General features: G+C 69.4%; 19 protein-coding genes, 1 pseudogene and 1 riboswitch. Of the genes and pseudogenes, 7 read left to right on the forward strand and 13 right to left on the reverse strand.

The genetic code is table 11. From position 1 onward, the window contains the following. Positions 1–67: 67 nt before the first annotated feature. A complete protein-coding gene (gene dusA / locus AB3X10_RS21725; RefSeq protein ID WP_369977461.1) occupies positions 68–1,087 on the reverse strand; it encodes a tRNA dihydrouridine(20/20a) synthase DusA in 1,020 nt (339 codons plus the stop codon). A gap of 186 nt (positions 1,088–1,273) precedes the next feature. On the opposite strand from dusA, the gene AB3X10_RS21730 reads away from it, so the two are divergent. Both AB3X10_RS21730 and AB3X10_RS21735 read left to right on the forward strand, forming a co-directional pair. Continuing rightward, entirely contained in the window at positions 1,274–1,603 is a 330-nt protein-coding gene (locus tag AB3X10_RS21730; protein ID WP_369977463.1) for a hypothetical protein, read from the forward strand. Between the two features lie 47 nt (positions 1,604–1,650). Beyond that, a complete protein-coding gene (locus tag AB3X10_RS21735) occupies positions 1,651–1,815 on the forward strand; it encodes a hypothetical protein (protein WP_369977465.1) in 165 nt (54 codons plus the stop codon). Between the two features lie 105 nt (positions 1,816–1,920). On the opposite strand, the gene AB3X10_RS21740 is transcribed toward AB3X10_RS21735, so the two are convergent. Both AB3X10_RS21740 and AB3X10_RS21745 read right to left on the reverse strand, forming a co-directional pair. Then, positions 1,921–2,415, reverse strand: coding sequence for a hypothetical protein (locus AB3X10_RS21740; protein ID WP_369977466.1), 495 nt, complete (start codon positions 2,413–2,415; stop codon positions 1,921–1,923). 2 nt (positions 2,416–2,417) lie between these two features. Next, positions 2,418–3,149 carry a hypothetical protein gene (locus AB3X10_RS21745; protein WP_369977468.1) on the reverse strand — a complete coding sequence of 244 codons (732 nt, stop codon included), beginning with the start codon at positions 3,147–3,149 and terminating at the stop codon, positions 2,418–2,420. A 448-nt stretch (positions 3,150–3,597) separates the two neighbouring features. Continuing rightward, positions 3,598–3,851: riboswitch (cobalamin riboswitch) on the forward strand. A 212-nt stretch (positions 3,852–4,063) separates the two neighbouring features. On the opposite strand from AB3X10_RS21745, the gene metE reads away from it, so the two are divergent. Next, positions 4,064–6,355, forward strand: a complete 2,292-nt coding sequence (gene metE, locus AB3X10_RS21750; protein ID WP_369977470.1) for a 5-methyltetrahydropteroyltriglutamate--homocysteine S-methyltransferase — start codon at positions 4,064–4,066, stop codon at positions 6,353–6,355. Positions 6,356–6,581: 226 nt separating this feature from the next. Here the strand turns inward: metE and AB3X10_RS21755 are convergent, their stop codons facing one another. Continuing rightward, complete coding sequence (locus tag AB3X10_RS21755) at positions 6,582–8,036, reverse strand: S1C family serine protease (RefSeq protein ID WP_369977472.1); 1,455 nt, start codon at positions 8,034–8,036, stop codon at positions 6,582–6,584. Between AB3X10_RS21755 and AB3X10_RS21760 the strand changes: the two genes are divergently transcribed. Further along, positions 7,984–9,948, forward strand: a complete 1,965-nt coding sequence (locus tag AB3X10_RS21760) for a choice-of-anchor X domain-containing protein (protein WP_369977474.1) — start codon at positions 7,984–7,986, stop codon at positions 9,946–9,948. The two genes, AB3X10_RS21755 and AB3X10_RS21760, sit on opposite strands and share 53 nt — an antisense overlap. Before the next feature lie 213 nt (positions 9,949–10,161). On the opposite strand, the pseudogene AB3X10_RS21765 reads toward AB3X10_RS21760, so the two are convergent. From AB3X10_RS21765 to AB3X10_RS21775, 3 genes and pseudogenes are all read right to left on the reverse strand, one after another. Further along, positions 10,162–11,610 (reverse strand): annotated as a pseudogene (locus AB3X10_RS21765) (efflux transporter outer membrane subunit). Positions 11,611–11,615: 5 nt separating this feature from the next. Further along, positions 11,616–14,762, reverse strand: coding sequence for an efflux RND transporter permease subunit (locus AB3X10_RS21770; protein ID WP_369977475.1), 3,147 nt, complete (start codon positions 14,760–14,762; stop codon positions 11,616–11,618). Between the two features lie 9 nt (positions 14,763–14,771). Beyond that, positions 14,772–15,986, reverse strand: a complete 1,215-nt coding sequence (locus tag AB3X10_RS21775) for an efflux RND transporter periplasmic adaptor subunit (RefSeq protein WP_369977477.1) — start codon at positions 15,984–15,986, stop codon at positions 14,772–14,774. Between the two features lie 155 nt (positions 15,987–16,141). On the opposite strand from AB3X10_RS21775, the gene baeS reads away from it, so the two are divergent. Both baeS and AB3X10_RS21785 read left to right on the forward strand, forming a co-directional pair. After that, on the forward strand, positions 16,142–17,521 hold the full coding sequence (baeS, locus tag AB3X10_RS21780; protein WP_369977479.1) for a sensor histidine kinase efflux regulator BaeS: 1,380 nt from the start codon (positions 16,142–16,144) through the stop codon (positions 17,519–17,521). Beyond that, the gene (locus tag AB3X10_RS21785) at positions 17,518–18,201 is read left to right on the forward strand and encodes a response regulator (RefSeq protein ID WP_369977481.1); all 684 of its coding nucleotides are present in this window, start codon (positions 17,518–17,520) and stop codon (positions 18,199–18,201) included. Before baeS ends, AB3X10_RS21785 begins: the two co-directional genes overlap by 4 nt. A 106-nt stretch (positions 18,202–18,307) precedes the next feature. Here AB3X10_RS21785 and purU read toward each other — a convergent pair whose 3' ends face one another. The 5 genes from purU to AB3X10_RS21810 form a co-directional block, all read right to left on the reverse strand. Further along, positions 18,308–19,159, reverse strand: coding sequence for a formyltetrahydrofolate deformylase (gene purU / locus AB3X10_RS21790; RefSeq protein ID WP_369977483.1), 852 nt, complete (start codon positions 19,157–19,159; stop codon positions 18,308–18,310). A gap of 522 nt (positions 19,160–19,681) precedes the next feature. Further along, complete coding sequence (locus AB3X10_RS21795; RefSeq protein ID WP_369981937.1) at positions 19,682–20,092, reverse strand: XVIPCD domain-containing protein; 411 nt, start codon at positions 20,090–20,092, stop codon at positions 19,682–19,684. 170 nt (positions 20,093–20,262) lie between these two features. After that, the gene (locus tag AB3X10_RS21800) at positions 20,263–21,138 is read right to left on the reverse strand and encodes an NAD(P)-dependent oxidoreductase (protein WP_369977485.1); all 876 of its coding nucleotides are present in this window, start codon (positions 21,136–21,138) and stop codon (positions 20,263–20,265) included. Between the two features lie 61 nt (positions 21,139–21,199). Continuing rightward, positions 21,200–22,297, reverse strand: coding sequence for an NADH:flavin oxidoreductase/NADH oxidase (locus AB3X10_RS21805; RefSeq protein WP_369977487.1), 1,098 nt, complete (start codon positions 22,295–22,297; stop codon positions 21,200–21,202). A gap of 129 nt (positions 22,298–22,426) precedes the next feature. Then, a complete protein-coding gene (locus AB3X10_RS21810; protein ID WP_369977489.1) occupies positions 22,427–23,290 on the reverse strand; it encodes an NAD-dependent protein deacetylase in 864 nt (287 codons plus the stop codon). Between the two features lie 341 nt (positions 23,291–23,631). On the opposite strand from AB3X10_RS21810, the gene AB3X10_RS21815 reads away from it, so the two are divergent. Further along, positions 23,632–24,381, forward strand: a complete 750-nt coding sequence (locus AB3X10_RS21815) for a response regulator transcription factor (protein ID WP_369977491.1) — start codon at positions 23,632–23,634, stop codon at positions 24,379–24,381. Here AB3X10_RS21815 and AB3X10_RS21820 read toward each other — a convergent pair. Continuing rightward, the gene (locus AB3X10_RS21820) at positions 24,362–25,687 is read right to left on the reverse strand and encodes a sensor histidine kinase (protein WP_369977493.1); all 1,326 of its coding nucleotides are present in this window, start codon (positions 25,685–25,687) and stop codon (positions 24,362–24,364) included. The genes AB3X10_RS21815 and AB3X10_RS21820 overlap by 20 nt on opposite strands. Between the last annotated feature and the right edge of the window lie 67 nt (positions 25,688–25,754).

Genomic DNA, 25,754 nt, shown 5'->3' on the forward strand with positions numbered 1-25,754 from the left:
CCGAGACAGCTTGCGTTGGGGCCAAGTGACACGGAGCGCGGACCGATCGCGACCCGTGCGGACCTGGCTACGCTGCGGCGTGCCGCGCGCCCTCGGTCATAAGCAAGGCCTGTTCCAGCAGCGCCCAATCCGCGCCCGGCCGGTGTGCGCCCTCGCTGAGCACCTGGCGGAACGCGCGGCCGCCCGGCTGGCCGTGGAACAGGCCGAGCAGGTGGCGGGCGATGTGCTTGAGCGCGACGCCCTCGGCCAGGCGCGCCTCGACATAGGGCCGCAGCGCACGCAGCAGCTCGGCGCGCGGCCGCGGCGCGGCGCCGGTCAGGGCCGCGTCCAGCCGGTGCAGCACGTAGGGATCGTGGTAGGCGGCGCGGCCCAGCATCACCCCGTCGACCGCATCCAGCTGCGCTTGCGCCGTGTCCACCTCGGCCAGCCCGCCGTTGAGCACGATCTGCAGCTGCGGACGCTCGCGCTTGAGCCGGTAGGCCCAGTCGTAGCGCAACGGCGGCACCTCGCGGTTCTCCTTGGGCGACAGGCCCTGCAGCCATGCGTTGCGCGCATGCACCACGAACAGCCCGCAGCCGGCGGCGGCGACCTGGTCGACGAAGCCCAGGAACACCGCATAGTCGTCATCCTGATCCACCCCGAGCCGGCACTTCACCGTGACCGGGATATCCACTGCCTGCACCATCGCCGCCACGCAGTCGGCGACCAGCGCCGGCTCGCGCATCAGGCAGGCGCCGAAACGCCCGGCCTGGACCCGGTCGGACGGGCAGCCGCAATTGAGATTGACCTCGTCGTAGCCCCATTCCTGGCCGATCCGCGCCGCCTGCGCCAGCAGCGCCGGCTCGCTGCCGCCGAGCTGCAGCGCCAGCGGATGCTCGGCCGCATCGAAGCCCAGCAGGCGCTCGCGATCGCCCAGCACCACGGCATTGGCGTGCACCATCTCGGTGTACAGCCGCGCCGACGGCGCCAGCAGCCGGTGGAACACGCGGCAGTGGCGGTCGGTCCAGTCCATCATCGGCGCGACGGACAGGCGCAGCGAGGCGGCGTAGCGCGCGGACAGGGCGGAGGTCGGGAGCGGAAGCGTCATCGGGCGCGGCGGTGCTGCGCTGTCGCCTGCTGGCGGAAGCGTCAGATCATTGGCTTTGGGATCAATAGCTTACACGTTCGCCATGAACGCTGCCGAGGCCTGCCCCCCCCCCAACTCACCTGACGGTCGCCCGCCGACTCACGATTGGTGCTGCCGCCGGCCTGGTAGACGCGCGAGGTGCACGTCGTGAGCGACAGAAGCGGTACGCACAACCGAGACACGCACTTGTATTGCAAAGGGATGCTAGCCCATGACGTCAACATCCCTGCAGACGCGCTGCGCGTCGAGCAATCGGTAGTACGCCTCCGCCGGGAATCGCGCGAACTGGCCACCGTGCTGCGCACTCAGTTCTGTATGCTGCTGGGAGGTCAGCGGGATAAGGTGAATCACTTGGACCTACGGCTTGGCGTCTACCGAGAACGTCTGGCAGAAGCGAAGGGCTGGTTGCGGCGCGACATAGCGGACTTTTCTAAGCGCGGCACTATGTCACGGGAGGAAGTGATTCATGGCCGCTGACGAGTTTCTCCACGTTCTGGCTGCTGTTCGGCAAGTACGGCGCCACGATGACGATCGAGCAGCTGCGCGATGCCTTCTTCCCGGGCAGCGCCATGAAGACCATGGCGAACCGGCACAGCGCGCGCCTGCTGCCGGCCAGGACCAGCGACGTTTACGACACGCGGGACGTGGCGGCTTGGTGGGATGTTCAGAGGCGCACGCACGCCTCATAAACTACAACGAAAAAGAAGTCCGGCTCTTGGGCTGACCATACTATGCGGCGTTCCACTGGGAATTGCGCTATCGTTCCGCCCTCGCTGTATCTTGGCAATCGGCGACTAATACACTTGCAGCAGCTCCCTACTCAGCTTCGGCCAATAGTCGCTAATGATCTTCTGCGCCACGGTATAGTTCTTAGTATTCGACCTAGCCTTTGAACCTCTGAAACCTGCAGGATCAGCCATTCTGGTTAGCGCGCGGTCCGCGTTACTATGAACCTTATCTTCGATAATCTTCACCTTAACCATGTCTGCGCCTAATGCATCAAGGTCGATCAGGAGAGAATAAATTCGCCCGCTACGCAATCCGACAAATGCGATCATATGATCGTCTACTGCGATTGGCTTGCTATCCTCAGCATCAATATACTTGAAATCGATAACGAATTTCTTAGCATATTCGTCGTAGTCACCGCGAACTTGCAGCGGCACATCATAGGGCGACATGCTCATTTCAATTGTCACACTGCGGGAGTCAAGACCAGAATGAGCCTGCTTGATCTGGTTGTATTTGGACTCGTCGACTTCGATCCAATCCGCGACTTGTTCATTCATGATCATACCCTCGGCAACAACAACGAAAAGACTCGGGCATATTGCTTGAAAGCGCCATCTGCCTTCTTTTTACTCAGCGTCTCCGAGACCGAGTCGAGAACCAGCACCCCCCAAGGCTCTCCTTTTACCAAGACCCTAACAGCCCAATAGGAACGGGAAGATGAACTCTTCTTTTTCAAGGCATCCACGTCTATGTTGGTGTCTTCCGCGTAGCGAATGAAATCCTCGGGTGAACTCAACGCCGTCAGCGACGGCAACTGTTCGACGTGTATCGCACCTTCGCTTTCCCACGCCTTCCCGGCAACACCATTCAAGCACCCGGGGTTGTTCGGGTGGACCCGAAAGCAGCGCACATTGCTCTTGCTCGTGTGGGCCGACCTTACGAATGGCATCAGCCAAAAACTCCACGGGATCCAATAGCACCATCGCCGCCGGTATTGGTACAGAGTGACACGATGATGATGATGATAGCTACCTGGTTGAGTGCCGTAGACGTCACTTCGAATGTCATCAATGACTCGCTGGAGTTCCTTCCAAACCTCTGGCTCGCCTACAGCCTTCTTAACAAGCTTCAGCCCCACCGCCGCACCCAGCATTGTAGGAGAGAGCCACCATGCATTCTGTTGAACCTGTGTCAACAGCCAAGCAATGATCGGTCCTGCTTCACCTAGCTTCCGACTCAGCTGCTCTGGCTTCGCCTTCATGATGGCAGCCACCAGCCCGGCCGAGAACAACAACGCTCCCTGCACGTATCCGGCCCATCGATACCATTCAGGGTTTCTGTTGCCTCGCACCGCCCCCCCTCCCTAGGGCTATTTGTCGGCATTGAACCACGAAGCTGGCATGAATTGGGCGACATCTTGAGGCATGGAATCTCGCGAGGCCGCCCCCTCCTAATCGCACTAATAGTGGACCAGCGCCCCGGAAATCCCTATTTGGAAGGCATGTCGGTCCAAGTCCATCATCGGCGCGACGGACAGGCGCAGGGAGGCGGCATAGCGCGCGGACAGGGCGGAGGTCGGGAGCAGAAGCGTCATCGGGCGCGGCGGTGCTGCGCTGTCGCCTGCTGGCGTAAGCGGCAGATCATTAGCTTTGGGATCAATAGCTTACACGTTCGCCATGAACGCTGCCGAGGCCCACGCGCAAATTCACCTGGCGCTTGACCCGCCGCCGCATCCGGCCTATCGTGCGCTCGCCGAAGGTATCCATCGCTTCATTCGGATGAAGGGATGGATTTAAACGGGAATCCGGTGAAGGCCGGCGCCGCAAGCGCCTGCCCATTCCGGAGCTGCCCCGCAGCGGTGAATGGAAACGACCTCCGTCAATGGCACTGGGCCGGCGCATGCCGGCCTGGGAAGCGGCGGACAGTAGGCGCGCAGCCGGCACGGTGCGCTCGTCCATCAGCCCGAATACCGGCCCCGGCCGGAGGACCTGTGGGTCCTCCGATTCGACCTGGCGTCTCCGCGGGGAGGCGGCCGGAAGCCGTGCCGTGGCCGTGCGCCGCGTCGCGCTCTTCCGCCTGCCCGCGTGGCGCCGGTTCGCCCGCGGGGGCGAAGGTCGCTGGCGTGGCGGGCGTCCCGTGCGAACGGGCGGACGGCGCGCGGTTCCTTCGTTCCTCAATGCCTATGAACGCAATGAGGAAACGCAAATGACGATCGTGACCAACCTGGGCTTCCCGCGCATCGGCGCGCGGCGCGAGCTCAAGCGTGCGCTGGAAAGCTACTGGCGCCGCGAAACGGATGAGGCAAGCCTGCAAGACACGGCGCGGCAGCTGCGCCAGCGGCACTGGCGGCTGCAGGTCGAGGCCGGGGTGGATCTGCCGCCCAGCAACGACTTCAGCCTGTACGACGCGATGCTCGACACCGCGTTCCTGTTCGATGCGATCCCGCAGCGCTACCGCGCGCTGGCCGATGCCGATCCGCTGGCCGGCTACTTCGCGATGGCGCGCGGCACGCAGGAGGACGGCCTGGACCTGCACGCGCTGGAAATGACCAAGTGGTTCGACACCAACTACCACTACCTGGTGCCGGAGCTGGCGCGGCGCCAGCACTTCCGCCTGCGCGGCGACAAGCCGCTGGCCGAATTCCTGGAAGCCAAGGCGCTGGGCATCACCACGCGGCCGGTGCTGATCGGGCCGGTGACCTTCCTGCTGCTGTCCAAGACCGTGGACGGCAGCGATCGCTGGGCGCTGCTGGACAGCCTGCTGCCGGTCTACGCCGAACTGCTGCAGCAGCTCGATGCGGCCGGCGCCAACTGGGTGCAGATCGACGAGCCGGCGCTGGTGCTGGACCTGGACGAGGCCGCGCGCGCCGCCTATCGCCGCGCCTATGCGTTCCTGGCCCAGGCGCCGCGGCCGAAGCTGCTGCTGACCACGTATTTCGGTGAGCTGGGCGACAACCTGGAACTGGCCGCGGCGCTGCCGGTGGACGGCCTGCACGTGGACCTGGTGCGCGGCGTGGCGCAGCTGGACGCGGTGCTGCAGGCGCTGCCGGCCGGGCGCGTGCTGTCGGCCGGGCTGGTCAACGGCCGCAACGTGTGGCGCACGCCGCTGGACAACGCGCTGACCCTGGCGCGCTACGCGGCCGGGCATGTCGGCCTCGAACGCCTGTGGCTGGCGCCGTCGTGCTCGCTGCTGCACGTGCCGGTGGACCTGGAACAGGAAAAGGCGCTGGACCGCGAGCTGTCCGCATGGCTGGCTTTCGCCAGGCAGAAGCTGCAGGAACTGCGCACGCTGGCCGATGCGGTGCACGAGTTGCCGCATGCACAGGCCGAGCTGGACGCGGCGCGCGAGGCGCTGGCGACGCGGCGCGCGTCCGCGCGCGTGCATCGTCCTGACGTGGCCCGGCGGGTGGCGGCGCTGAGCGAGGATGCCGGGCGCCGCCAGTCGCCGTATCCGCAGCGGCGCGAGGCGCAACAGGCGGCATTGCGGTTGCCGGCCTACCCGACCACCACGATCGGCTCGTTCCCGCAGACCGCGCAGGTGCGGCAGGCGCGCGCGCAGCACAAGGCCGGCAAGCTCGGCGATGCCGAGTACGACGCGTTCCTGGCCGCGGAGACCGAACGCTGCGTGCGCGCGCAGGAGCAGATCGGGCTGGACGTGCTGGTGCACGGCGAGTTCGAGCGCAACGACATGGTCGAATACTTCGGCGAGCAGCTCGAAGGTTTCGCCTTCACCAAGCATGGCTGGGTGCAGAGCTACGGCTCGCGCTGCGTGAAGCCGCCGATCATCTTCGGCGACGTGCAGCGCCCGGCGCCGATGACGCTGCGCTGGACCCAGTACGCGCAGTCGCTGACCGACAAGCCGATGAAGGGCATGCTGACCGGGCCGGTGACGGTGCTGCAGTGGTCGTTCGTGCGCGACGACCAGGAACGCGCGCAGACCTGCCGGCAGATCGCGCTGGCGCTACGCGACGAGGTGCGCGACCTGGAGGCGGCCGGCATCGGCGTGATCCAGATCGACGAGCCGGCGATCCGCGAGGGCCTGCCGCTGCGCCGCGCCGAGTGGCAGGCGTACCTGGAGTGGGCGGTGCAGTGCTTCCGCATCGCCGCGGCCGGGGTGCGCGACGCGACCCAGATCCACACCCACATGTGCTACTCGGAGTTCAACGACATCATCGAGGCGGTGGCGGCGATGGATGCGGACGTGATCTCGATCGAGACCTCGCGCTCGCGGATGGAACTGCTCGATGCGTTCGTGCGCTTCCGCTATCCGAACGCGATCGGCCCGGGCGTGTACGACATCCACTCGCCGCGCGTGCCCGGCACGCAGGAGATGCTGCAGCTGCTGGACAAGGCGCGGGCGGTGCTGGATCCGCAGCAGCTGTGGGTCAATCCGGATTGCGGATTGAAGACCCGCGGCTGGCCGGAAACGCGCAGCGCGCTGGAAGCGATGGTGGCCGCGGCGCGGCAGCTGCGCGCGCAGCAGGCGCAGGCGGCGTAGGCAAGCGGCTTGAGCCGACGATGCCCGGCGTGCTGCACGCCGGGCATCGCAGCGGCAGGAGTGACCGGCATGTCCGTTCGCGGGCATCGCCGCGCAGCGCCTGGTTGATGCGCCGGCCCTGGGGGAGCAGGCCTGCCCTGCCGCACCGCGCTGCGCAGCGCGGGCTGATGCGACGCACACGCCGCAGATGGCAAATCACCCCCGCAGCGCTACAGGCGAGCGCGACTCACTCCGTCGTTGCCGCAGCGGCCGCCGGCACTGGTGCGGGCACCGCAGCGGCAGTGCCGTCTGCAAACAGCAGGCTCAGTTGCTGCATGCGGCGATCGCGCCATATCTGCGCCGGCACCGGAACACCTGCGCGTAGCCCGGCCACCAGGGGCCGCACGTCCTGAGGGGCACCGACAGGCCGGCCGTCGATCTCCAGCAACACGTCCATCGGCTTGATCCCGGCCTGCATGGCGACGCTGCCATCGATCACCTTCACGATCCATGCGCCGCGCGCGGCAGGCAGTCCGGTTGCCTGCGCCACTTCCTCGGTGACCGGCGCGATGCCAACTCCCAGCGCTCTGGGTGCCGCCGCCGCAGCGGGCGCAATCTGCGGCGAGGTCGGCGGCGCAGCGACCGCGGCGGGCGCCCGCCCGCTCGGCGTCCACGCCACTTCGGTGAACCTGGTGTTGAACCCGCCGAACAGCTTGCGGTAATCGCGGCTGGCCTTGCCTGCTTCAGCCTGGGTGTCGTACGCGGTGCAGGTGGTGCCCTCGTCCGGCTGGCCGTGCGCGCGCACGGTCTGCTTGAACTCCTCGGCGTACGCCGCGCTCTGCGTATAGACCGCCATCGGATCGGCGCCGGTCGGCATGGCGAAGACCTGGCTGGCGACGGTGCGCGCCAGGTCGCTGCGATCGGGAATGTCGACCTGGGTCGCATAGCAGTGGAAATAGCGCGTGGTCTGCGCCGGCGCCTGGGCGGCGGCATTCCACGGCGGCGGCGTCCAGTCCACGTCGCGCCAGCTGCCGACCTTCATCAGGAACAGCCGCTTGCTCCATATCGCGCGTTGCTGCTCGCGCTGCGCCAGGGCCTCCTCGCGCCCGGGACCGAGCATGCAGTCCTTGGTCCCGGCCCCTCCCAGGCTGCCCACGTGGGCCAGGAAATCGCTGGCCAGCTGGTTGCTGCGTTGCAGCCAGCCGCTGGCGTCGTCGCGATACGACGTCTCGAACACCGGCGAGGCCCAGACCTTGGCCGGCACCCCGCCGGTGTCGGTCACGCTGCAGAACGCGAACGCGCTGCGGGTCGGCGCAGGCGCTTGCGCCAGGCCCGCGATGGGCGCCAGCGTGGCGCAAAAAATAGACAAATGCAGTGCATTGCGCAGCATCCGGACATCCCCCTGGCTGTTCCAGCATCCCCGCCGGCACCGCAGTGCCGCCCCAACGCAGACACTAGACCATCCGCTGCGTCCGCACCACAACGCAGCACGCGCGGCGGTGCTGCAGCGCATCGTGGAACTGTCATCGTGGCGGGGTATAACGCAGTCACGTCGCGGCGAGGGGGCGCTGCATCCGCTGCGCAGGCGTGCGGTCGCAATCGCGATCGGCGCACTGTCCGGCTTCGCACTGTTCAAGGAGAGAGCCGCCATGTCGACGCTACCGACGCTGTCCCTGCTGTCCACGCTGCTGCTGTCGCCCATGCTCGCGCATGCGGCCGAACTGGTCCCCAAGCAACTGGCCGGCCCACCCGAGGAATTCGCGCAGATGCGCGCGCCGGCGCCGGCCGAGGCCGCGATCCTGTCCAAGAGCGCATTGCTGCCGGTGGAATTCTCTTCCGCGCGCAGCGGCGCAGCCGCGCAATGGCAGGCGACGCTGCCGGTGGAAAACGGCAAGCTGCGCTTCGTGCTGCTGTCCGGCGCACACGACTGGCAACCGCAGCTGCATGCGCCCGTCGCGGCGAACGCGCGCGCCAGCGCCGCGAGCCTCGTGCCGAACGCGGTCGCCACCCGCCTGGGCAGCGGCGACACCGCGCTGCCGGCGCGCGAGTACCGCGTGGACAGCGCCGCCAACGGCAACTGGACGCTGACCCTGCGCGCCGACGGCGCCGATGCGCAACGCGGCTACCTGCTGATGGAAGGCGATGCGCGCACGCAGCTGGCGTCCTATCCCAGCGATCGCCGGCAGTTGCATCGCGGCCAGCGCATCGGCCTGACCGCGATGCTCGGCGGTAGCGACAGCCACGGCGCCACCGCGCTCGGCGCCACTGCCGGGCACATCCGCGATGCGCAGCTGCGCGTCACCGCGCCCGACGGCACGGTGACGCAATGGCCGATGGCCGACGACGGCCGCCATGGCGACGGCGCCGCCGGCGACGGCATCTACGCCGGCGATTTCCCGGCGCAGGCGCCGGGCAGCTACCTCGCGCAGGTGGTGGTGCACGGCGAGGATGCCGCCGGCCAGGCGTTCGTGCGCACCACCGAACACGTGCTGCCGGTGCTCGACACCACGCTGCGCATCGCCGCCGATGCGGTGGCCGCCAGCGCACAGGACGGTACCCGCCTGGCGCTGCCGATCCCGGTCAGCGCCAGCGGCCAGGCGCCGGCGCACTACCGCGTGCTCGGCGAACTGTGGGGCACCGGCCGCGACGGCAGCGCGGTGCCGGTCGCCTGGCTCGGCGGCATGCTCGCGCCGCAGGATGGGCGCCTGCCGCTGAGCGTGGACGAACGCTGGATCGTCCGCGCCGGCGCGCGCGCGCCGTTCACGCTGCGCAACCTGCGCATCGAGGATCCGGACCATTTCGTGCCGCTGGCCACGCGCGACACACTGGCGCTGAGCCTGCCGGCCCTGCGTCGCAGCAGCGTGGCGCGCGGCGGCGCGATCGACGCCAGCATGCGCATGGGCGAGCGCCCGGCCGCGCTGCAGCGCGCGGCGAGCGATGCGCAGCCGCAAGCGACCGGCAAGCGGCTGGTGCTGGTGCACGGCTATTGCTCGGGCGGGGTCTGGCCGGCGGCGCAGTTCAGCAACGCCTCGACCTTCCTGGACGCCAACCAGAACCGCAGCAACGACCAGTTCGCGCAGCTGCTGGGCCAGTTCGGCAGCCAATGGAATTCGTTCGGCACGGTGGCGCACAGCCAGGGCGGCATGGCCGCGCTGCATCTGTACAGCTACTACTGGAGCGGCCTGGACAACGCCAGCGGCGGCCGCGTCATGCAGTCGGTGGGCACGCCCTACCAGGGCACCAACCTGTCCGGCATCCTGGCCACGGTGGGCTCCTGGTTCGGCGTGGGCTGCGGTAGCAACAGCGACATGACCTACGACGGCGCCAAGGCGTGGCTGGCCGGCATCCCGAGCTCGGCACGGGCGCTGGTCAACTACTACACCACCTCCTTCGCCAAGACCAACTGGTACACCAACGACTACTGCAACGCGGCCTCGGACCTGGTGCTGGACGATCCGGAGGACGGCGTGGTCGAGCAGGTCAACGCGCAGCTGCCGGGCGGGGTCAACCGCGGCCACACCACCGGCCAGTGCCACACCACCGGCATGCGCGATCCGGCGCAATACCTGGACGCCAGCCGCAACGCGACGATGAACGCCAACGCGGCGCGTTGAGCGGCCGGGATTGGGGAGTCGGGATTGGGGATTGGTAGAAGCGCTGCCCGGGCATGGAAGCCTGGTGCGGCGCCGATGTCTCCATGCGCCGATGCTGCAGCTGGTGCAGTTTCGATTCGATGCCGCTCTTTGTAGGAGCGGCTTCAGCCGCGACCGGCGCTACCGGTAGCGCCGGTCGCGGCTGAAGCCGCTCCTACAGGCGTCGGGGAGGCGCTAGCGCGTCGCCTCGGCCACCGGCGTGCCGCTCTGCGCGTCGGCGCCGCCGCCGAGCACCTTGTACAGGGTGACGCGGTTGCTGGCCTCGGTCAGGCGCAGCGTGATGAGGTCCTGCTGCGCGGAATACAGCGAGCGCTGCGAATCCAGTGCGTCCAGGTAGCTGTCCACGCCGTTGCGATAGCGCGCGTCGGCCAGGCTGTAGCTGCGCTGGGTGACATCGACCAGGGCGCGCTGCGCGTCCACGCGCTCGTCCAGCTGCGCGCGCGTGGCCAGCGCATCGGCCACTTCGCTGAAGGCGGTCTGGATGGCCTGCTCGTACTCGGCGACATTGACGTCACGGGTGATCCTGGCCTCGTCCAGTTCGGCCTTGAGCGCGCCGGCGCGGAAGATCGGCACGCTGATGCTGGGCACGAACGACCAGGTGCGGTTGCCGGCGTCGAACAGGCTGGACAGCGCGGTGCTGCTGCGCCCGGTGGAGGCGGTCAGCGAGATGGTCGGGAAGAACGCCGCGCGCGCCGCGCCGATGTCGGCATTGGCCGACTTCAGCGTGTGCTCGGCGTACAGCACGTCCGGACGCTGCAACAGCACGCGCGATTCCAGCGGCGCCGGCAGCGGCGCCAGCGCCACGCCGCTTTCCAGCGCGGTGGCCTGCGGCAGGGCATCGGCCGCCACCGGCGCGCCGACCACCAGGTCCAGCGCGTTGCGCGAGGTCGCCAGCTGCGTGGTGTAGCTGGCCACGTCGGCGCGCGCGCTCTCCACGCTGGTCTGCACCTGCGCCAGGTCCAGCCCGGAGACGATGCCCTGCTGGTGCTGCAGTTCGGTGAGCTGCAGCGTCTGCCGCTGGCTGGCCAGGGTCTGCTGCGCCAGCGCCAGGCGCTGCTGGTCGGCGGCCACGGTCAGCCAGTCGGCCGCGACCTCGGCGACCAGGCTCATGCGCGTGCTGCGCTGGGTCTGTGCGGTGGCCAGTTAGGTCTCCAGCGCTTCGTCCTTGAGGCTGCGGATGCGCCCGAACAGGTCCAGCTCCCAGCTGCTGACGCCGACGTCGGCCGCATACGTGCGCGCCACTTCGGAGCGCCCGCTGCTACTGGTCGAGGCGCTGCTGCGCGAGGCGCTCTGGCTGCCGCTCAGGTCCACCGACGGGAACAGGTCCGCGCGCTGGATGCGGTACTGCGCGCGCGCCTTGTCGATGTTGAGCACCGCCACGCGCAGGTCGCGGTTGTTGTCCAGCGCCTGCGCGATCACCCGCTGCAGGCGCGGATCCAGGAACACCTGGCGCCAGTCCAGCGTCGCCACGTCGGCGGCGTCGCTGCTGCCGGTGGCGGTACCGCCATCCGCGAAGGTGGCCGGCACCGGCGCGTCGGGGCGGGCATAGCTCGGCGCCATGCTGGCGCAGCCGGCGAGCAGGCCGGCGCAGGCCAGCGCCAGCGCCGTACGGGTCAGGGACACACGGTTCACGGGCTTGCCTCCTGGGGATGCGCCGGTTCCGGCGCGGTGCGCTTGCCGGGGAACAGGCTGCGCACGATCACGTAGAACAGCGGCACGAAGAAGATGCCGAGCACGGTCGAGACCAGGGTGCCGCCGAGCACGCCGGTGCCCAGCGAATGGCGCCCGCCGGAGCCGGCGCCGCTGCTGATCACCATCGGCAGCACGCCGAGCATGAACGCCAGCGAGGTCATCAGGATCGGGCGCAGGCGCATGCGCGCGGCGTGCAGGGTGGCTTCGATCAGCGGCTGGCCCTTCTCTTCCAGTTCCTTGGCGAACTCCACGATCAGGATGCCGTTCTTGGCCGCCAGGCCCATCGTCGCCAGCAGGCCGACCTGGAAGTAGATGTCGTTGGACAGCCCGCGCAACCACGTGGCCAGCAGCGCGCCGACGATGCCCACCGGCACCGCCAGCATCACCGAGATCGGGATCGACCAGCTCTCGTACAGCGCGGCCAGGCACAGGAACACGAACACCAGCGACACCGCGTACAGCATCCAGGTCTGCGCGCCGGCGGCCTGCTCCTGGTAGGACATGCCCGACCAGGCATAGCCCACGTCCTTGCCCACCTTGCCGACCAGCCCGGCGATGCCGTTCATCGCGTCGCCGGAACTGATGCCGCTGGCGGCGCTGCCGGTGATCTCCATCGACTCGACGCCGTTGAAGCGGTTCAGCACCTGCGGGGCATACGCCCATTCACTGCTGGAGAAGGCCGAGAACGGCACCATCGCCTCGCTGCTGTTGCGCACGTACCAGCGGCCGATGTCGCTGGGCAGCATGCGCGCGGCCGCCTCGCCCTGCACGTAGACGCGCTTGACCCGGTTGTTGTTGAGGAAGTCGTTGACGTAGCTGCCGCCCATCACCGTGGCCAGCGTGGTGTTGATGTCCGATGCGTCCAGGCCGAGCGCGCCAGCCTTGGCATCGTCGATCTGCACGCGGTAGGTCGGCGCGTCCTCCAGGCCGTTGAAGCGCACCGCGGCCAGGCCCTTGTCGGCGTTGGCCAGCTGCAGCAACTGCTGGCGCGCGGCGACCAGGGCGTCGTGGCCCTTGCCGGCCACGTCCTGCAGCTCCAGGGTGAAACCGGAGCTAGTGCCCAGGCCGTTGATCGCCGGCGGCGACAGCGCGAACACCTGCGCGTCGGGCAGCGCGCCCATCATCGCGCCGGTGATGCGGTTGGCGATCTCCTGCGCGGAGGCATCGCGCTCGGCCCAGTCCTTGAGCTTGATGAAGCCCATGCCCGAGTTCTGGCTGCTGCCGGCGAAGCTGAAGCCGCTGATGGTCATCACCCCCGCCACTTCCGGCTGCTTGAGGATGAAGCCGGTGGCCTGGTCGATCGATTGCTGGGTGCGCTGCTGGGTGGCGCCGGCCGGGGTGGTGAACATCACCATCAGCATGCCCTGGTCCTCTTCGGGCAGGAACGAGCTGGGCAGGCGCCAGAACAGCAGCCCCATCACCACGAGCAGCACCAGGTAGACCAGGCCGCCGAGCTTGCGCCGGCCGATCAGCTTGCCCACGCCGCGGCCGTAGCCGTCGGCGCCGCGGTCGAAGCGGTCGTTGAACCAGCCGAAGAAGCGCCCGAGCAGGCCCTTGTGGGAGACGTGGCCGCCCTTCTCGATCGGCTTGAGCAGGCTGGCGCACAGCGCCGGGCTCAGGGTCAGCGCCACCAGCAGCGACAGCAGCATCGCCGCGGCGATGGTCACCGAGAACTGGCGGTAGATCTCGCCGGTGGCGCCGCCGAAGAACGCCATCGGCAGGAACACCGCGGTCAGCACCAGGGCGATACCGACCAGCGCGCCGGTGATCTGCCCCATCGAGGTGTAGGTCGCCTGCCGCGGCGACATGCCTTCCTCGCTCATCAGGCGCTCGACGTTCTCCACCACCACGATCGCGTCGTCCACCAGCAGGCCGATCGCCAGCACCATCGCGAACATGGTCAGGGTGTTGATCGAATAGCCTAGCAGCGCCAGCACGCCGAAGGTGCCCAGCAGCACCACCGGCACCGCGATCACCGGCACCAGCGTGGCGCGCCAGTTCTGCAGGAACAGGTACATCACCAGCACCACCAGCACGATCGCCTCGAGCAGGGTCTTGACCACTTCCTCGATGGAGATGCGCACGAACGGCGTGGTGTCGTAGGCGACCTCGTACTTGAGACCGGCCGGGAAGTACGGCTTGAGCTGCTCCAGCTTGGCCTCCACCGCCTTGGCCGCATCCAGCGCGTTGGCGCCGGTGGCCAGCTGCAGGCCCATGCCGGAGGCGGCCTTGCCGTTGTACTTGGAACTGGACGAATACGACTTGGAGCCCAGCTCGACCCGCGCCACGTCGCGCAGGTACACGGTGGCGCCGCCGCTTTGCGACTTGAGCACGATCGCTTCGAACTGCGCCGGGGTCTTGAGCTTGCTGCGCGAGGTGACCGTGGCGTTGAGCTGCTGGCCCTGCGCCGCCGGCAGCGCGCCCAGCGCGCCGGAGGAGACGTCGGCGTTCTGCGCCGAGATCGCGTTGCTCACGTCCGAGGGCATCAGCGCATAAGTGCGCAGCTTTTCCGGGTCCAGCCACACCCGCATCGAATATTCGGAGCCGAACACGTTGACCCCGCCGACGCCGTTGAGCCGGCTGATCGGGTCCTGCAGCGTGGACACCATGTAGTCGCCGATGTCGGTGCTGTCCATGCTGCCGTCTTCGGAGGTGAAGGCCAGCACCATGAACATGCTGCCGCCGGCGGACTTGGTGACGGTCACGCCGTTGCTCTGCACCGCCTCGGGCAGCATCGACTCGCCTTGCGAGACCTTGTTTTGCACCTGCACCTGCGCGGTGTCCGGATCGGTGCCGGAGTCGAAGGTCAGGGTGATCGAGGCGCTGCCGGCGGAGCTGCTGCTGGAGGACATGTACAGCAGGTTGTCCAGGCCGGTCATCTGCTGCTCGAGGATCTGCGTCACCGAGTTCTGCACGGTCTCGGCGGAGGCGCCGGTGTAGGTGGCGCTGACGGTGATCGCGGGCGGGGCGATGTCCGGATACTGCTCCAGCGGCAGCGACAGGATCGAGATCGCGCCGGCCAGGGTGATCACGATCGCGATGACCCAGGCGAAGATGGGACGGTCGATGAAGAAACGGGCCATGGCGGTTCCTCAGTCGGCCTTCGGCGCCGCGGCGGCGGCACCTTGCGCGGCCGCGGGTGCCTGCTTGGCGGCGGCGGTGTCGCTCACTTCCACCGTCTTGACCTGGGCGCCGACCGCGACCTTCTGCAGGCCCTGCACGATGACCTTGTCGCCGTCCTTCAGGCCGTCGCGCACCACCCACTTGTCGCCGATCGCATCGCCGGTGGTCAGCACGCGCTGCGCAACCTTGTTGTCGCTGCCGACCACCATCGCCACCGCCTCGCCCTTGCTGTTGCGGCTGACCGCCTGCTGCGCCACCAGGATGGCCTGCTCGTCCACCGCCATCGACAGCACCGCCTTGACGTACATGCCCGGCAGCAGCAGGCGATCGGGATTGGGCACCACCGCGCGCAGCTTGACCGTGCCGGTGGCCGTATCCACTGCGGCATCCACCACTTCCAGGGTGCCGCTGCGCGCATAGGTGCTGCCGTCCTCCAGCTGCAGTTTCACTTCGGCCTTGCCGTCCACCGCCTTGAGCTGGCCGGCATCGAGCTGGCGGCGCAGCTGCAGCAGTTGCGCGCTGGACTGGGTCACGTCCACGTACATCGGATCGAGCTGGTTGATGGTGGCCAGCACGTCGCTCTGGCCGGCGCTGACCAGCGCGCCCGGCGTGTAGCTGGAGGTGCCGATGCGGCCGCCGATCGGCGCGGTGATGCGGGTGTAGTCGAGATTGATGCGCGCGGTCTGCAGCGAGGCCCTGGCCGCGACCACCGCCGCCTCGTTCGAACGCAGCGTGGCCACCGCGTCGTCGCCGTCCTGCTTGCTGACCGCGTCCAGCGCGACCAGGGTCTGGTAGCGCTGCGCCTTCGGCTTGGCCGACAGCACCGCCGCCTCGGCCTGGGCCAGGTCGCCCTTGGCGGTGTCGTACGCGGCCTGGTAGCTGGCCGGGTCGATCTCGTACAGCACCTGCCCGGCCTTGACGTCCTGGCCCTCGGTGAACAGCCGCTTGCGCAGGATGCCGCCGACCTGCGGGCGCACCTCCGAAGTCATGTAGGCCACGGTGCGGCCGGACAGGGTCTGGTCCAGCGCCAGCCGCTGCGCCTTCACCGTCTGCACGCCGACCTGCGCCTGCGGCATCTGCGGCGGCTGCTTGGAGGAACACGCGGCCACGGCCGCGGCGATGGCTGCGGCCAGCAGCCAGCGCGAGGACGGAACGGGGAAGCGACGGGCGACGACGGGCAGCATGCGGCGAACTCACGGTTTATCCGAATGTGGCCACGCTACGGCGCGAATGTGCAGCAAATTTGGAGATTGCTGGCAACGGCGCGGATTCGCTTGATTTCCCCTGCCGCGGCGCGGCTAATACGCAGCATCCGCCGTCGCCACGCATTGCCTCTCCGATGAAACTGGGCATCACCGCCAAGCTGTTCCTCGCCATCCTCGCCGCGTGCGTGGCGGTGCTGCTGATCAACGGCATGGCCGTGCAGGTCTTCCTCAAGCGCCAGTTCCTGGATTACCTCAACGAACAGGGCGTGGAGCGCATGCTGGAGACCTTGCCGCGGGTCAGGGCCGAGTACGCGCGGCACGGCAACTGGGATTTCGTGCGCGACAATCCCGACGCCTGGTTCGTGCTGATGCGCCCGGAGCGCGGCCCCGGCCTGCCGCGCCGGCCGCCGCCGATCTCCGACCAGACCGGCGCGGTCTTCCGCTTCGCCGTGCTCGACCAGGACTACAAGTCGGTGATCGGCAACCCCGATGTCGGCCGCCACGACATCCTGCGCCCGGTGGTGGTCGGCGGCCGCACCGTCGGCTGGATGGCGATGCTGCCATTCCAGAAGGTATTGGCGGCGGAGGATGCGCGCTTCTACGCGGCGCAGCAACGCGCGTGGTGGACGATCGGCAGCGCCTCGCTGCTGGTCGCCGCGCTGCTCGGCTGGCTGCTGTCGCGCGCCTTGCTGCGGCGCATGCGTGGCCTCACCGGCGCCACCCATCGCCTGGCTGCCGGCGACTACGGCACCCGCATCGAGGCCGGCGCGCGCGACGAATTCGGCCAGCTGGCGCGCGACTTCAACCTGCTGGCGCAGGCGCTGGAGCACAACGAACGCGCGCGGCGCGAGTTCATGGCCGACATCTCGCACGAGCTGCGCACGCCGCTGGCGGTGCTGCGCGCCGAACTGGAAGCGCTGCAGGACGGCATCCGGCCGATGACCCCAGACTCGCTGGGCTCGCTGCACCAGCAGGTCGGCCAGCTCGGCAAGCTGATCGAGGACCTCTACGACGTGTCGCTGACCGACGTCGGCGCGCTCGCCTACCGGCGCGCGCCGGTCGATCTGGCGGTGATCCTGGGCACCGTGCTGGACGGCGTGCGGGCACGCTTCGCCGCCGCGCAGCTGCAACTGCAGGTGCAGATCGCCACCGGTCCGCTGCAGGTGGACGGCGACGAGCGGCGCCTGCAGCAACTGCTCGGCAACCTGCTGGAGAACACGCTGCGCTATACCGACGCCGGCGGCACCGTGCAGGTGCGCTGCGTGCGCCGCGACACGGTGCTGGAGCTGCAGGTCGAGGACAGCGCGCCGGGCGTGGACGCGGACAAGCGCGAGCGCCTGTTCGAACGCTTCTACCGCGCCGAGGCCTCGCGCAACCGCGCCAGCGGCGGCAGCGGCCTGGGCCTGGCGATCTGCCGCAACATCGCCGAGGCGCATGGCGGTTCGATCAACGCCGAGGCCTCCGCGCTGGGCGGATTGCGCGTGGTGTTGCGCTTGCCGGCGCTGAGCGCATGAGCGGCCTGGATCCGATCGGGCACGTGCTGATCGTCGAGGACGAACCGCGCCTGGCCGCGGTGATGCGCGAGTACCTGCATGCGGCCGGCTATTCGCACGACTGGATCGCCGACGGCGCGCAGGCGCTGGGCGCGTTCCGCGCGCAGAAGCCGGACCTGGTGCTGCTGGACCTGATGCTGCCCAACCGCGACGGCCTGGAGATCTGCCGCGACCTGCGCAAGGAAAGCGCGGTGCCGGTGATCATGGTGACCGCGCGCGTGGAGGAGATCGACCGCCTGCTCGGCCTGGAGATCGGCGCCGACGACTACATCTGCAAGCCGTTCAGCCCGCGCGAGGTGGTGGCGCGGGTGCAGGCGGTGCTGCGCCGCCATCGCCACGATCCCAACGATGCGCCGGCGCCGGGCCTGCGCATCGACGAGGACGCCTGCCGCGCCAGCGTGCACGGCCGCGACCTGGACCTGACCCAGGTCGAGTTCCGCCTGCTGCGCACCCTCGCCGCCGCGCCGGGGCGCGTGTACTCGCGCGAGCAACTGATGGACCGGCTCTACGCCGACCACCGCATCGTCACCGACCGCACCGTCGACAGCCACGTCAAGAACCTGCGCCGCAAGCTCGCCGAGGTCGGCGGCGAGGACTGGGTGCGTTCGGTGTATGGGGCTGGTTATCGGTTTGAGCCGTGATTGGGGATTCGGGATTCGGGATTGGTAGAGCCGCTTGGCTGGCGCCGCCTCGGTACTGGAGCGCCCGCTTTTGCGAATCCCCAATCCCCAATCCCGAATCCCGGCTTCACCGAAACACCACCGTCCGATGCCCGTTGAGCAGGATGCGATGCTCGACATGGCGGCGCACCGCGCGCGCCAGCACCTGCGATTCGGTGTCGCTGCCCAGGCGCACCAGGTCGCGCGGGGTCATCGCGTGGTCCACGCGGGCCACGTCCTGTTCGATGATCGGGCCTTCGTCGAGGTCGCCGGTGACGTAGTGCGCGGTGGCGCCGATGATCTTGACCCCGCGCGCGTGCGCCTGGTGGTACGGCTGCGCGCCCTTGAAGCTGGGCAGGAAGCTGTGGTGGATGTTGATCGCGCGTCCGGCCAGCGCGGCGCACAGCGTCGGCGACAGGATCTGCATGTAGCGCGCCAGCACCACCAGGTCGATGCGTTCGCGCTCCACCAGCGCCAGCAGCTGCGCTTCCTGCTCGGCGCGGTTGCCGGCGTCGACCGGCAGGTGGTGGAACGGCACGTCGTAGGAGCGCGCCAGCGCGGCGAAATCGGCGTGGTTGGACGCGACCGCGGCGATGTCCACGCGCAGTTGCCGGCTATGCGCGCGGAACAGCAGATCGTTGAGGCAGTGGCCCTGCTTGCTGACCAGCACCAGCAGGCGCGCGCGGCGCCGCGCGTCGTGCAGCTGCCAGTCCATCGCGTAGTCGGCGGCGAGCGGCGCCAGCTGCACCTTCACCGCGGCGACGATGCCGTCGGCGGGCACGTCGAAGTGCACGCGCAGGAAGAAGCGGCCGCTCTCCTCGTCGCCGAACTGCTGCGCGTCGAGGATGTTGCAGCCGTGCTCGAACAGCAGGCCGCTGACGCGGTAGACGATGCCGGTACGGTCCGGGCAGGACAGGGTCAGGATGTAGTCGGGGCGCATCCGCGCAATGATAGGGGAGAATTCGGGATTCGGGATTCGGGATTCGGGATTCGGGATTCGGGATTCGGGATTGGGGATTCGATTCGATTCGGGACTTGGGACTTGGGACTGGGGACGAGCTGCTACAGAGGTCGCTAGGGCGTTGAATGTGGAATGCCGCTGTTGCCTTGCCGGGTGTAGGAGCGGCTTCAGTCGCGATGGACTTTACCGGTAGAGCCTGTCGCGACTGAAGTCGCTCCCACAGTGGCTTGTGGCTGGCCCACCGGGTGCACTGTGGGAGGGACTTCGGTCCCAACGCTTTCCGACTCGGGAAAGTGCAGCGCTTCGCTCGTCGCGGCTGAAGCCGCTCCTACAGGGGCTTGAAGCGGGCCCATCGAGTGCACTGTGGGAGGGACTTCAGTCCCGACGCTTTCCGACGCGGGAAAGTGCACCGCTTCGCTCCTCGCGGCTGAAGCCGCTCCTACGGATGTGGGGCATCCGTGCGCTGGCGGCACGCGGGCACACCAGCGCGCCTGCGCGCGCTCACTCCGGGCGCAGGCGCAGCGCCAGGCGCCGGTTGACCTTCTCCAGCCGCGCCAGCGAGTCTTCCACCGACATGCCGACCGCCTCGTGGGTGGTGATGTGCGCGCGCAGATGCGCCGGGTCGTCCAGGTCGCCGCGCACCAGGAACACGTTCTCGCCCTGCTCCACCTCGCCCAGTTCGCGGCTCAGCACCACGTGGTCGACCTGGTCGAAGCCGTATTCCTTGGCCAGCGGCAGCAGCCGCGCCACCATGCGCTCGCTGATCGCATCGGGTTCGCGGCCGCAGGCGGCGTCCAGTTCATGCACGCCCTCGCGGATCTGCGCATACAGCAGGTGGTCGGGATGTTCCGGATGCTCGGGGCCGAGCGCGGCCTCGCGCGCGACGGCGCGCGGCGGCTGGATGGGCGTCATGGCGCCGGGGTCGGACGAATTCGGGCTCATGGCATCCTCCTATGATGCGCCTGCGGGCCGCCGCACCTTAGCCGCAAGCATGCGGCCAGCTCAAGCGCGGCGACGCAGTCTGCACCACGGCGCGACAAGGCCGCCTGAAGATCGCGCGGCGGCGCGGCCCGATCGCGCGCTCAGCCCTGCCCGGCGCGGCGCGCGGCGACCTTGGCCAGCGCCGACCAGTCCAGTTCGCCGTCGCCATGCGCGATCGCGTCGATGAACTGGTCGCGCAGCACCGCCGCCAGCGGCATCGGCACGTGCCGGGTCTCGCCCGCATTCAGGGCCAGGCGCACGTCCTTCAGCCCGAGCGTGGTCTTGAAGCCGGCCGGGCTGTAGCGCTGCTGCGCGATCATGCCGCCGTAGTTCTGGTACGCCGGTGCGGCGAACACGGTGTTGCCGAGCATGCCCAGGAAATCGGCCGCGTCCACGCCATGCCCGCGCACCAGCGCCGACGCTTCGGCCATGGTGCCGATGGCGCTGGCCAGGCACAGGTTGGCGGCCAGCTTGACCGCGTTGGCCTGCTCCGGCGCCGCGCCGAAATACCAGGTCTTGCGCCCGATCACGTCGAGCAGCGGCTGCACCCGCGCCAGCGCGGCGGCATCGCCGGCGGCGAGCAGGTTGAGCTGGCCGGCGGCGGCCACGTCGTTGCGGCCCAGCACCGGGACGGCCAGGTAGGCCACGCCGCGCTCGGCATGCAAGGCGCTCAGTTCGCGCGCCAGCGCGACCGAGATCGTGGCCATGTTGACGTGCACGCTGCCGGCGGGCAGCGCATCGAGCGCGCCGCGGTCGAGCAGGGTCTCGCGCACCGCCACGTCGTCGGCCAGCATCGAGAACAGCACCTGGCCGCGCACCGCGTCGGCCGGCTGCGCGGCCAGCTGCGCGCCGGCGTCGAGCAGCGGCTGCGCCGCGGCCGCGCTGCGGTTCCACACGGTCAGCGCATGCCCGGCGCGCAGCAGGTTGTGCGCGATGGGCTGGCCCATCGTGCCCAGGCCGAGAAATCCGATGCTCATCGCAAACTCCTTGTACGCCTCGAGGTGGATGCCGCGTGATGCGCGGCGCAGCGCGTGCGCATCACGCGTCGAACAGGCCGCGCGCCGAACGCGGTTCGCAGCGCAGGTATTGCGGCGCTGGCTTCAGCTTGGCGCCCAGCGCGGCGGCGGCGTGCCACGGCCAGCGCGGATCGTAGAGGATGCCGCGGGCCAGCGCGATCGCGTCGGCCTGGCCCTCGGCCAGGATCGCCTCGGCGTGCTGCGGCTCGGTGATCAGGCCGACCGCGATCACCGGCATGCGCACCGCGCGGTGGATCGCCTCGGCCTGCGGCACCTGGTAGCCGGCCGCCAGCGGAATCTGCTGGCGGCGGTCGAGGCCGCCGCTGGACACGTGCAGGTAATCGCAGCCCTGCGCCTGCAGCGCCTGCGCCAGCGCGACGCTCTGCGCCACGTCCCAGCCGCCCTCGACCCAGTCGGTGGCGGAAATGCGCACACCCACCGCGACCGAGGCCGACACCGCCGCGCGCACCGCCGCATGCACGCGCAGCAGCAGGCGCATGCGGTTCTCCAGGCTGCCGCCGTAGGCGTCGTCGCGCTGGTTGCTCAGCGGCGACAGGAACTGGTGCAGCAGGTAGCCGTGCGCGGCATGCAGTTCGATCAGCTCGAAACCCAGCCGTTCGGCGCGCTGCGCCGAGGCGACGAACGCCGCGACGATGGCGTCGATGCCGGCCAGGTCCAGCGCCTGCGGCGGCGTGCCGTTGTCGGCGAAGGCCAGCGCCGACGGCGCCACGGTCTGCCAGCCGTTCGGCTGCCCCGGCGCGATCGCGCCGCCGCCGTCCCACGGCCGCTGCGTGGACGCCTTGCGCCCGGCATGCGCCAGCTGGATGCCCAGCGGCATCGGCGACCAGCGCCGCACCGAGGCCAGCACGGCGCGCAGCGCCGCTTCGGTGGCATCGTCCCACAGGCCCAGGTCGGCATAGCTGATGCGCCCGCGCGGCTCCACCGCGGTGGCTTCCAGGATCAGCAGGCCGGCGCCGGACTGCGCCAGCTGGCCGAGATGGATGGTGTGCCAATCGCTGGCCTGGCCATGCTCGGCCGAGTACTGGCACATCGGCGCGACGACGATGCGACTGGACAACGACAGCGGCCCCAGCGCGAGGGGCGAGAACAGATGGCTCAAGGTGGCGTTCCGTGGGGGCGCCCGCTGTACTGCAGGCAAGTCCCCATTGCACTCCTGCGGCCGCTGCCGATCAACCACTGCCGATGGATCAGTTCGTGTCAGGATTCGAAACGCGCTGCGCCGCGCCCGCTACGCGGCCGCGCGCGGCAGCAGGAACGCCAGCGCCTGCGCGCAGGGCTGGGCCAGCTTCAGGCTCAGCACGTCGTCGCCGCGGGTGCGGCCCAGGTTGACCGCGGCGATCGGCACGCCGGCCTTGGCCGCGGCCTGCACGAAGCGGAACCCGGAATACACCATCAGCGACGAACCCAGCACCAGCATCGCGTCGGCCTGCTGCAGGTGCGCGAACGCCGCGGCCACGCGCTCGCGCGGCACGTTCTCGCCGAAGAACACCACGTCCGGCTTCAGCACGCCGCCGCAGCGGGTGCAGGCCGGCACCGCGAAGGCGGCGAAATCCACGTCCTCCAGGTCGGCGTCGCCGTCCGGCGCCTGCCCGGCCTGCAGCGTCGCCCAGTGCGGATTGCCCTGCAGCAGCTGCTGCTGGAAGTCCTCGCGCGGTAGGCGCCGTTCGCAGCCCATGCAGCGCACCACGTCCAGGCGTCCATGCAGGTCGATCACCGCGCGGCTGCCGGCGGCCTGGTGCAGGCGGTCCACGTTCTGGGTCAGCAGCACCTCGACCTGGCCGCACGCTTCCAGCTGCGCCAGGGCCGCGTGCGTGGCGTTGGGCCGCGCATGGCCGAAGCGCGGCCAGCCGACCAGGCTGCGCGCCCAGTAACGCTGCCGCGTCGCCAGTTCGCCCATGAACGCCTGGTAGGTGACCGGCTGCGCGCGCTTCCAGTCGCCGGCGGCGTCGCGGTAGTCGGGAATGCCCGAATCGGTGCTGCAACCGGCGCCGGTCAGCACGAACAGGCGCCGGTGGCGCGCGACGAAGGCTTCCAGCGACGCAACGGGGGCGGTATCGGCGCGCGGATCGGCTGCCTGCAACGGATCATTCATCGCGCCGCTCCCGCCGCGTCGACAACAGCGCAGGTGGTGGCGGGGCAGCGGTCGGCAGGCGCATGCAAGGGGATTTCCGAAAAACGCGGCGATGCCGCCTATCTTGGGTGCTCTACGCGGCAACGCAAGCACGCGGCAACGACGGCGCATGCGCGCCGCATTCATCGGCGCGGCGGCGCAGCGCGGCCGGTGCACGGCGCCGCGCATTGAAAGCGCTGCGGAAACTGGCTACTGTCGGGACTCCACGGAATGCGCCGGTTGCAGGCCGCATGACGCCGGACCTTCCTCGCCGCCGCACGCTGCGGCCGCGGGGAATGCCGCCTCTTACCCGATCCCGCGTCGTGAGCAGACTTTCCGATTCCAGTGGCCTGCCGACCGCCTCCACCGCCAACGCCGCGCTGCGGGTGGCGTTGCTGGAGGACGACGATCTGTTGCGCGACCGGGTCCTGGTGCCAGGACTGCGGCGGCACGGCCTGGAGGTGACGCCGCTGCGCACCATCCAGGCGCTGTGGACGGCGCTGGACGGCGACGGTTTCGACCTGATCGTGCTCGACATCGGCCTGCCGGACGGCGATGGCTTCACCCTGACCCAGCAGTTGCAGTCGCTGCGGCCGGCACTGGGCATCGTCATCCTGAGCGGGCGCGGCGAGCACCCCGATCTGTTGCGCGGCCTCAACCAAGGCGCCGACGCCTATCTGGTCAAGCCGGTGCAGATCGAGATCCTGGCCGCCACCTTGTTCAGCGTGGCCCGGCGCATGCGCCGCCTGCAGGATCCGCAACCGGCCGCGAGCGAGGAATGGCAACTGCAGGACGATGGCTGGTGCCTGTTCGCGCCCGACGGCAACGCCGTGCCCTTGACCGGCTCCGAGCGCAAGGTGATGCAAAGCCTGTGGAGCGCGCGCGGTCGGCTGGTCACCCGCGACGCGCTGGTCGGCATGCTCGGCGGCAACCTCGGCATGGAGATCGACCCGCATCGGCTGGACGCGCTGCTGCACCGGTTGCGCCTGAAGGTGCAGGAGCGCACCGGCGCGCCGCTGCCGCTGAAGTCGGTGCGCGGCGAAGGCTACCTGTTCATGCCGCAGGAGCGCTGAGCGCGGCGGCCAGCGGCAGGCGCAGCACGAAGCGCGTGCCCGCGCCCGGCGCGCTGTGCACCTCCAGGCTGCCGCGCGCCTGCTGCGCCATCTCGAAGGCCACCGCCAGCCCCAGCCCGGTGCCCTGCCCGGCCGGCTTGGTGGTGAAGAACGGCTCGAACACCTGCCGCTGCACGTCCGCGCTCATGCCGATGCCGGTATCGGCGATCTCGATGCGCGCGCACGCGCCTTCGCGCTGCAGGCGCACCGAGAAACAGCCGCCGCCCGGCATCGCATCGCGCGCGTTGGCGGCGAAGTTGAGCATCGCCAGGTCGAGCTGGCTGCGGTCCAGGAACAGCGCCATCGGTTCGGGCGCCAGTTCCAGTTGCAGCCGCACCGCCGGCCCGAACAGCTGCCGCAACATCGGCTGGATGCCGCGCAAGGCCTCGTTGGCGTCGAAGCGCTCGGGCACGCTCAGTTCGCGCCGGCTGAAGCTGAGCAACTTGCGGCTGATCGCCACGCCGCGCTGCGCGGCCAGTTCGATGCCCTCCAGCGCCTCGGCCATCGCCAGCGCGTCGCCGTGCGGCTCGAAGTCCAGCTCGTGCACGCGATGGCGCTGCTCGGTGTAGCCGACGATCGCGGCGAGGATGTTGTTGAAGTCGTGCGACACCCCGCTGGCCAGGTGCCCGACCGACTCGATCTTCTGCAGGTGCAACAGCCGCTGCTGCGCCTGCGCGCGTTCGCGCATCTCCACGCGCAGCCGCGCCGCGTTGCGGCGTGCGCGCAACAGGCTCTCGCGCAACGCGGCGACGGTGCGGTCGAGCACCAGGGTGATCATCAGGTAGCTCAGCGCCAGCGACGGCAGGTTCTGGAACGGACTGCGCGTGGCGTGCGGATCCTGGCCCCACGGGCTCTCCATGCCCAGCCAGAAGATCAGCGTGATGCACAGGTACACCGACCACAGCGCGCGCCGCCCGATCACCAGCGCCGCCAGCGTCAGCATCATCATCGGGTAGGGGTCGAAGGCCTGCAGCTGGTAGCCGAACGCCAGGTTGGCGGCCACCGCGGAACACAGCACCACGGCGACGAACGCGGCGGCGGCCTGTTTCAGCAGGCCGCGGCGAATCATCCAGACTCCGACCCAGGCGGCCGTGGCCATCGCCACGTCGGTGCCCACATCCACCGCCAGCTGCCCGGCGGTCATCTGGATCTGCGGCGCGGTCAGCAGGTGGTAGAGCTTGTTGAGCGGGATCTCGCTGCCCAGGAACAGGAACAGCACCTGCAGCGCGGGCGCGTTGCGCCGGTCCACCGGGTCGGCGATCGGCACCCGGCGCAACCAGGCCGACGCGCGCCGCCACACCCGCGCGCCCAGGGCGAATGCCGGAATCTGAGAT

Source organism: Xanthomonas sp. DAR 80977 (assembly GCF_041240605.1).
Taxonomy (GTDB): Bacteria; Pseudomonadota; Gammaproteobacteria; order Xanthomonadales; family Xanthomonadaceae; genus Xanthomonas_A; species Xanthomonas_A bundabergensis.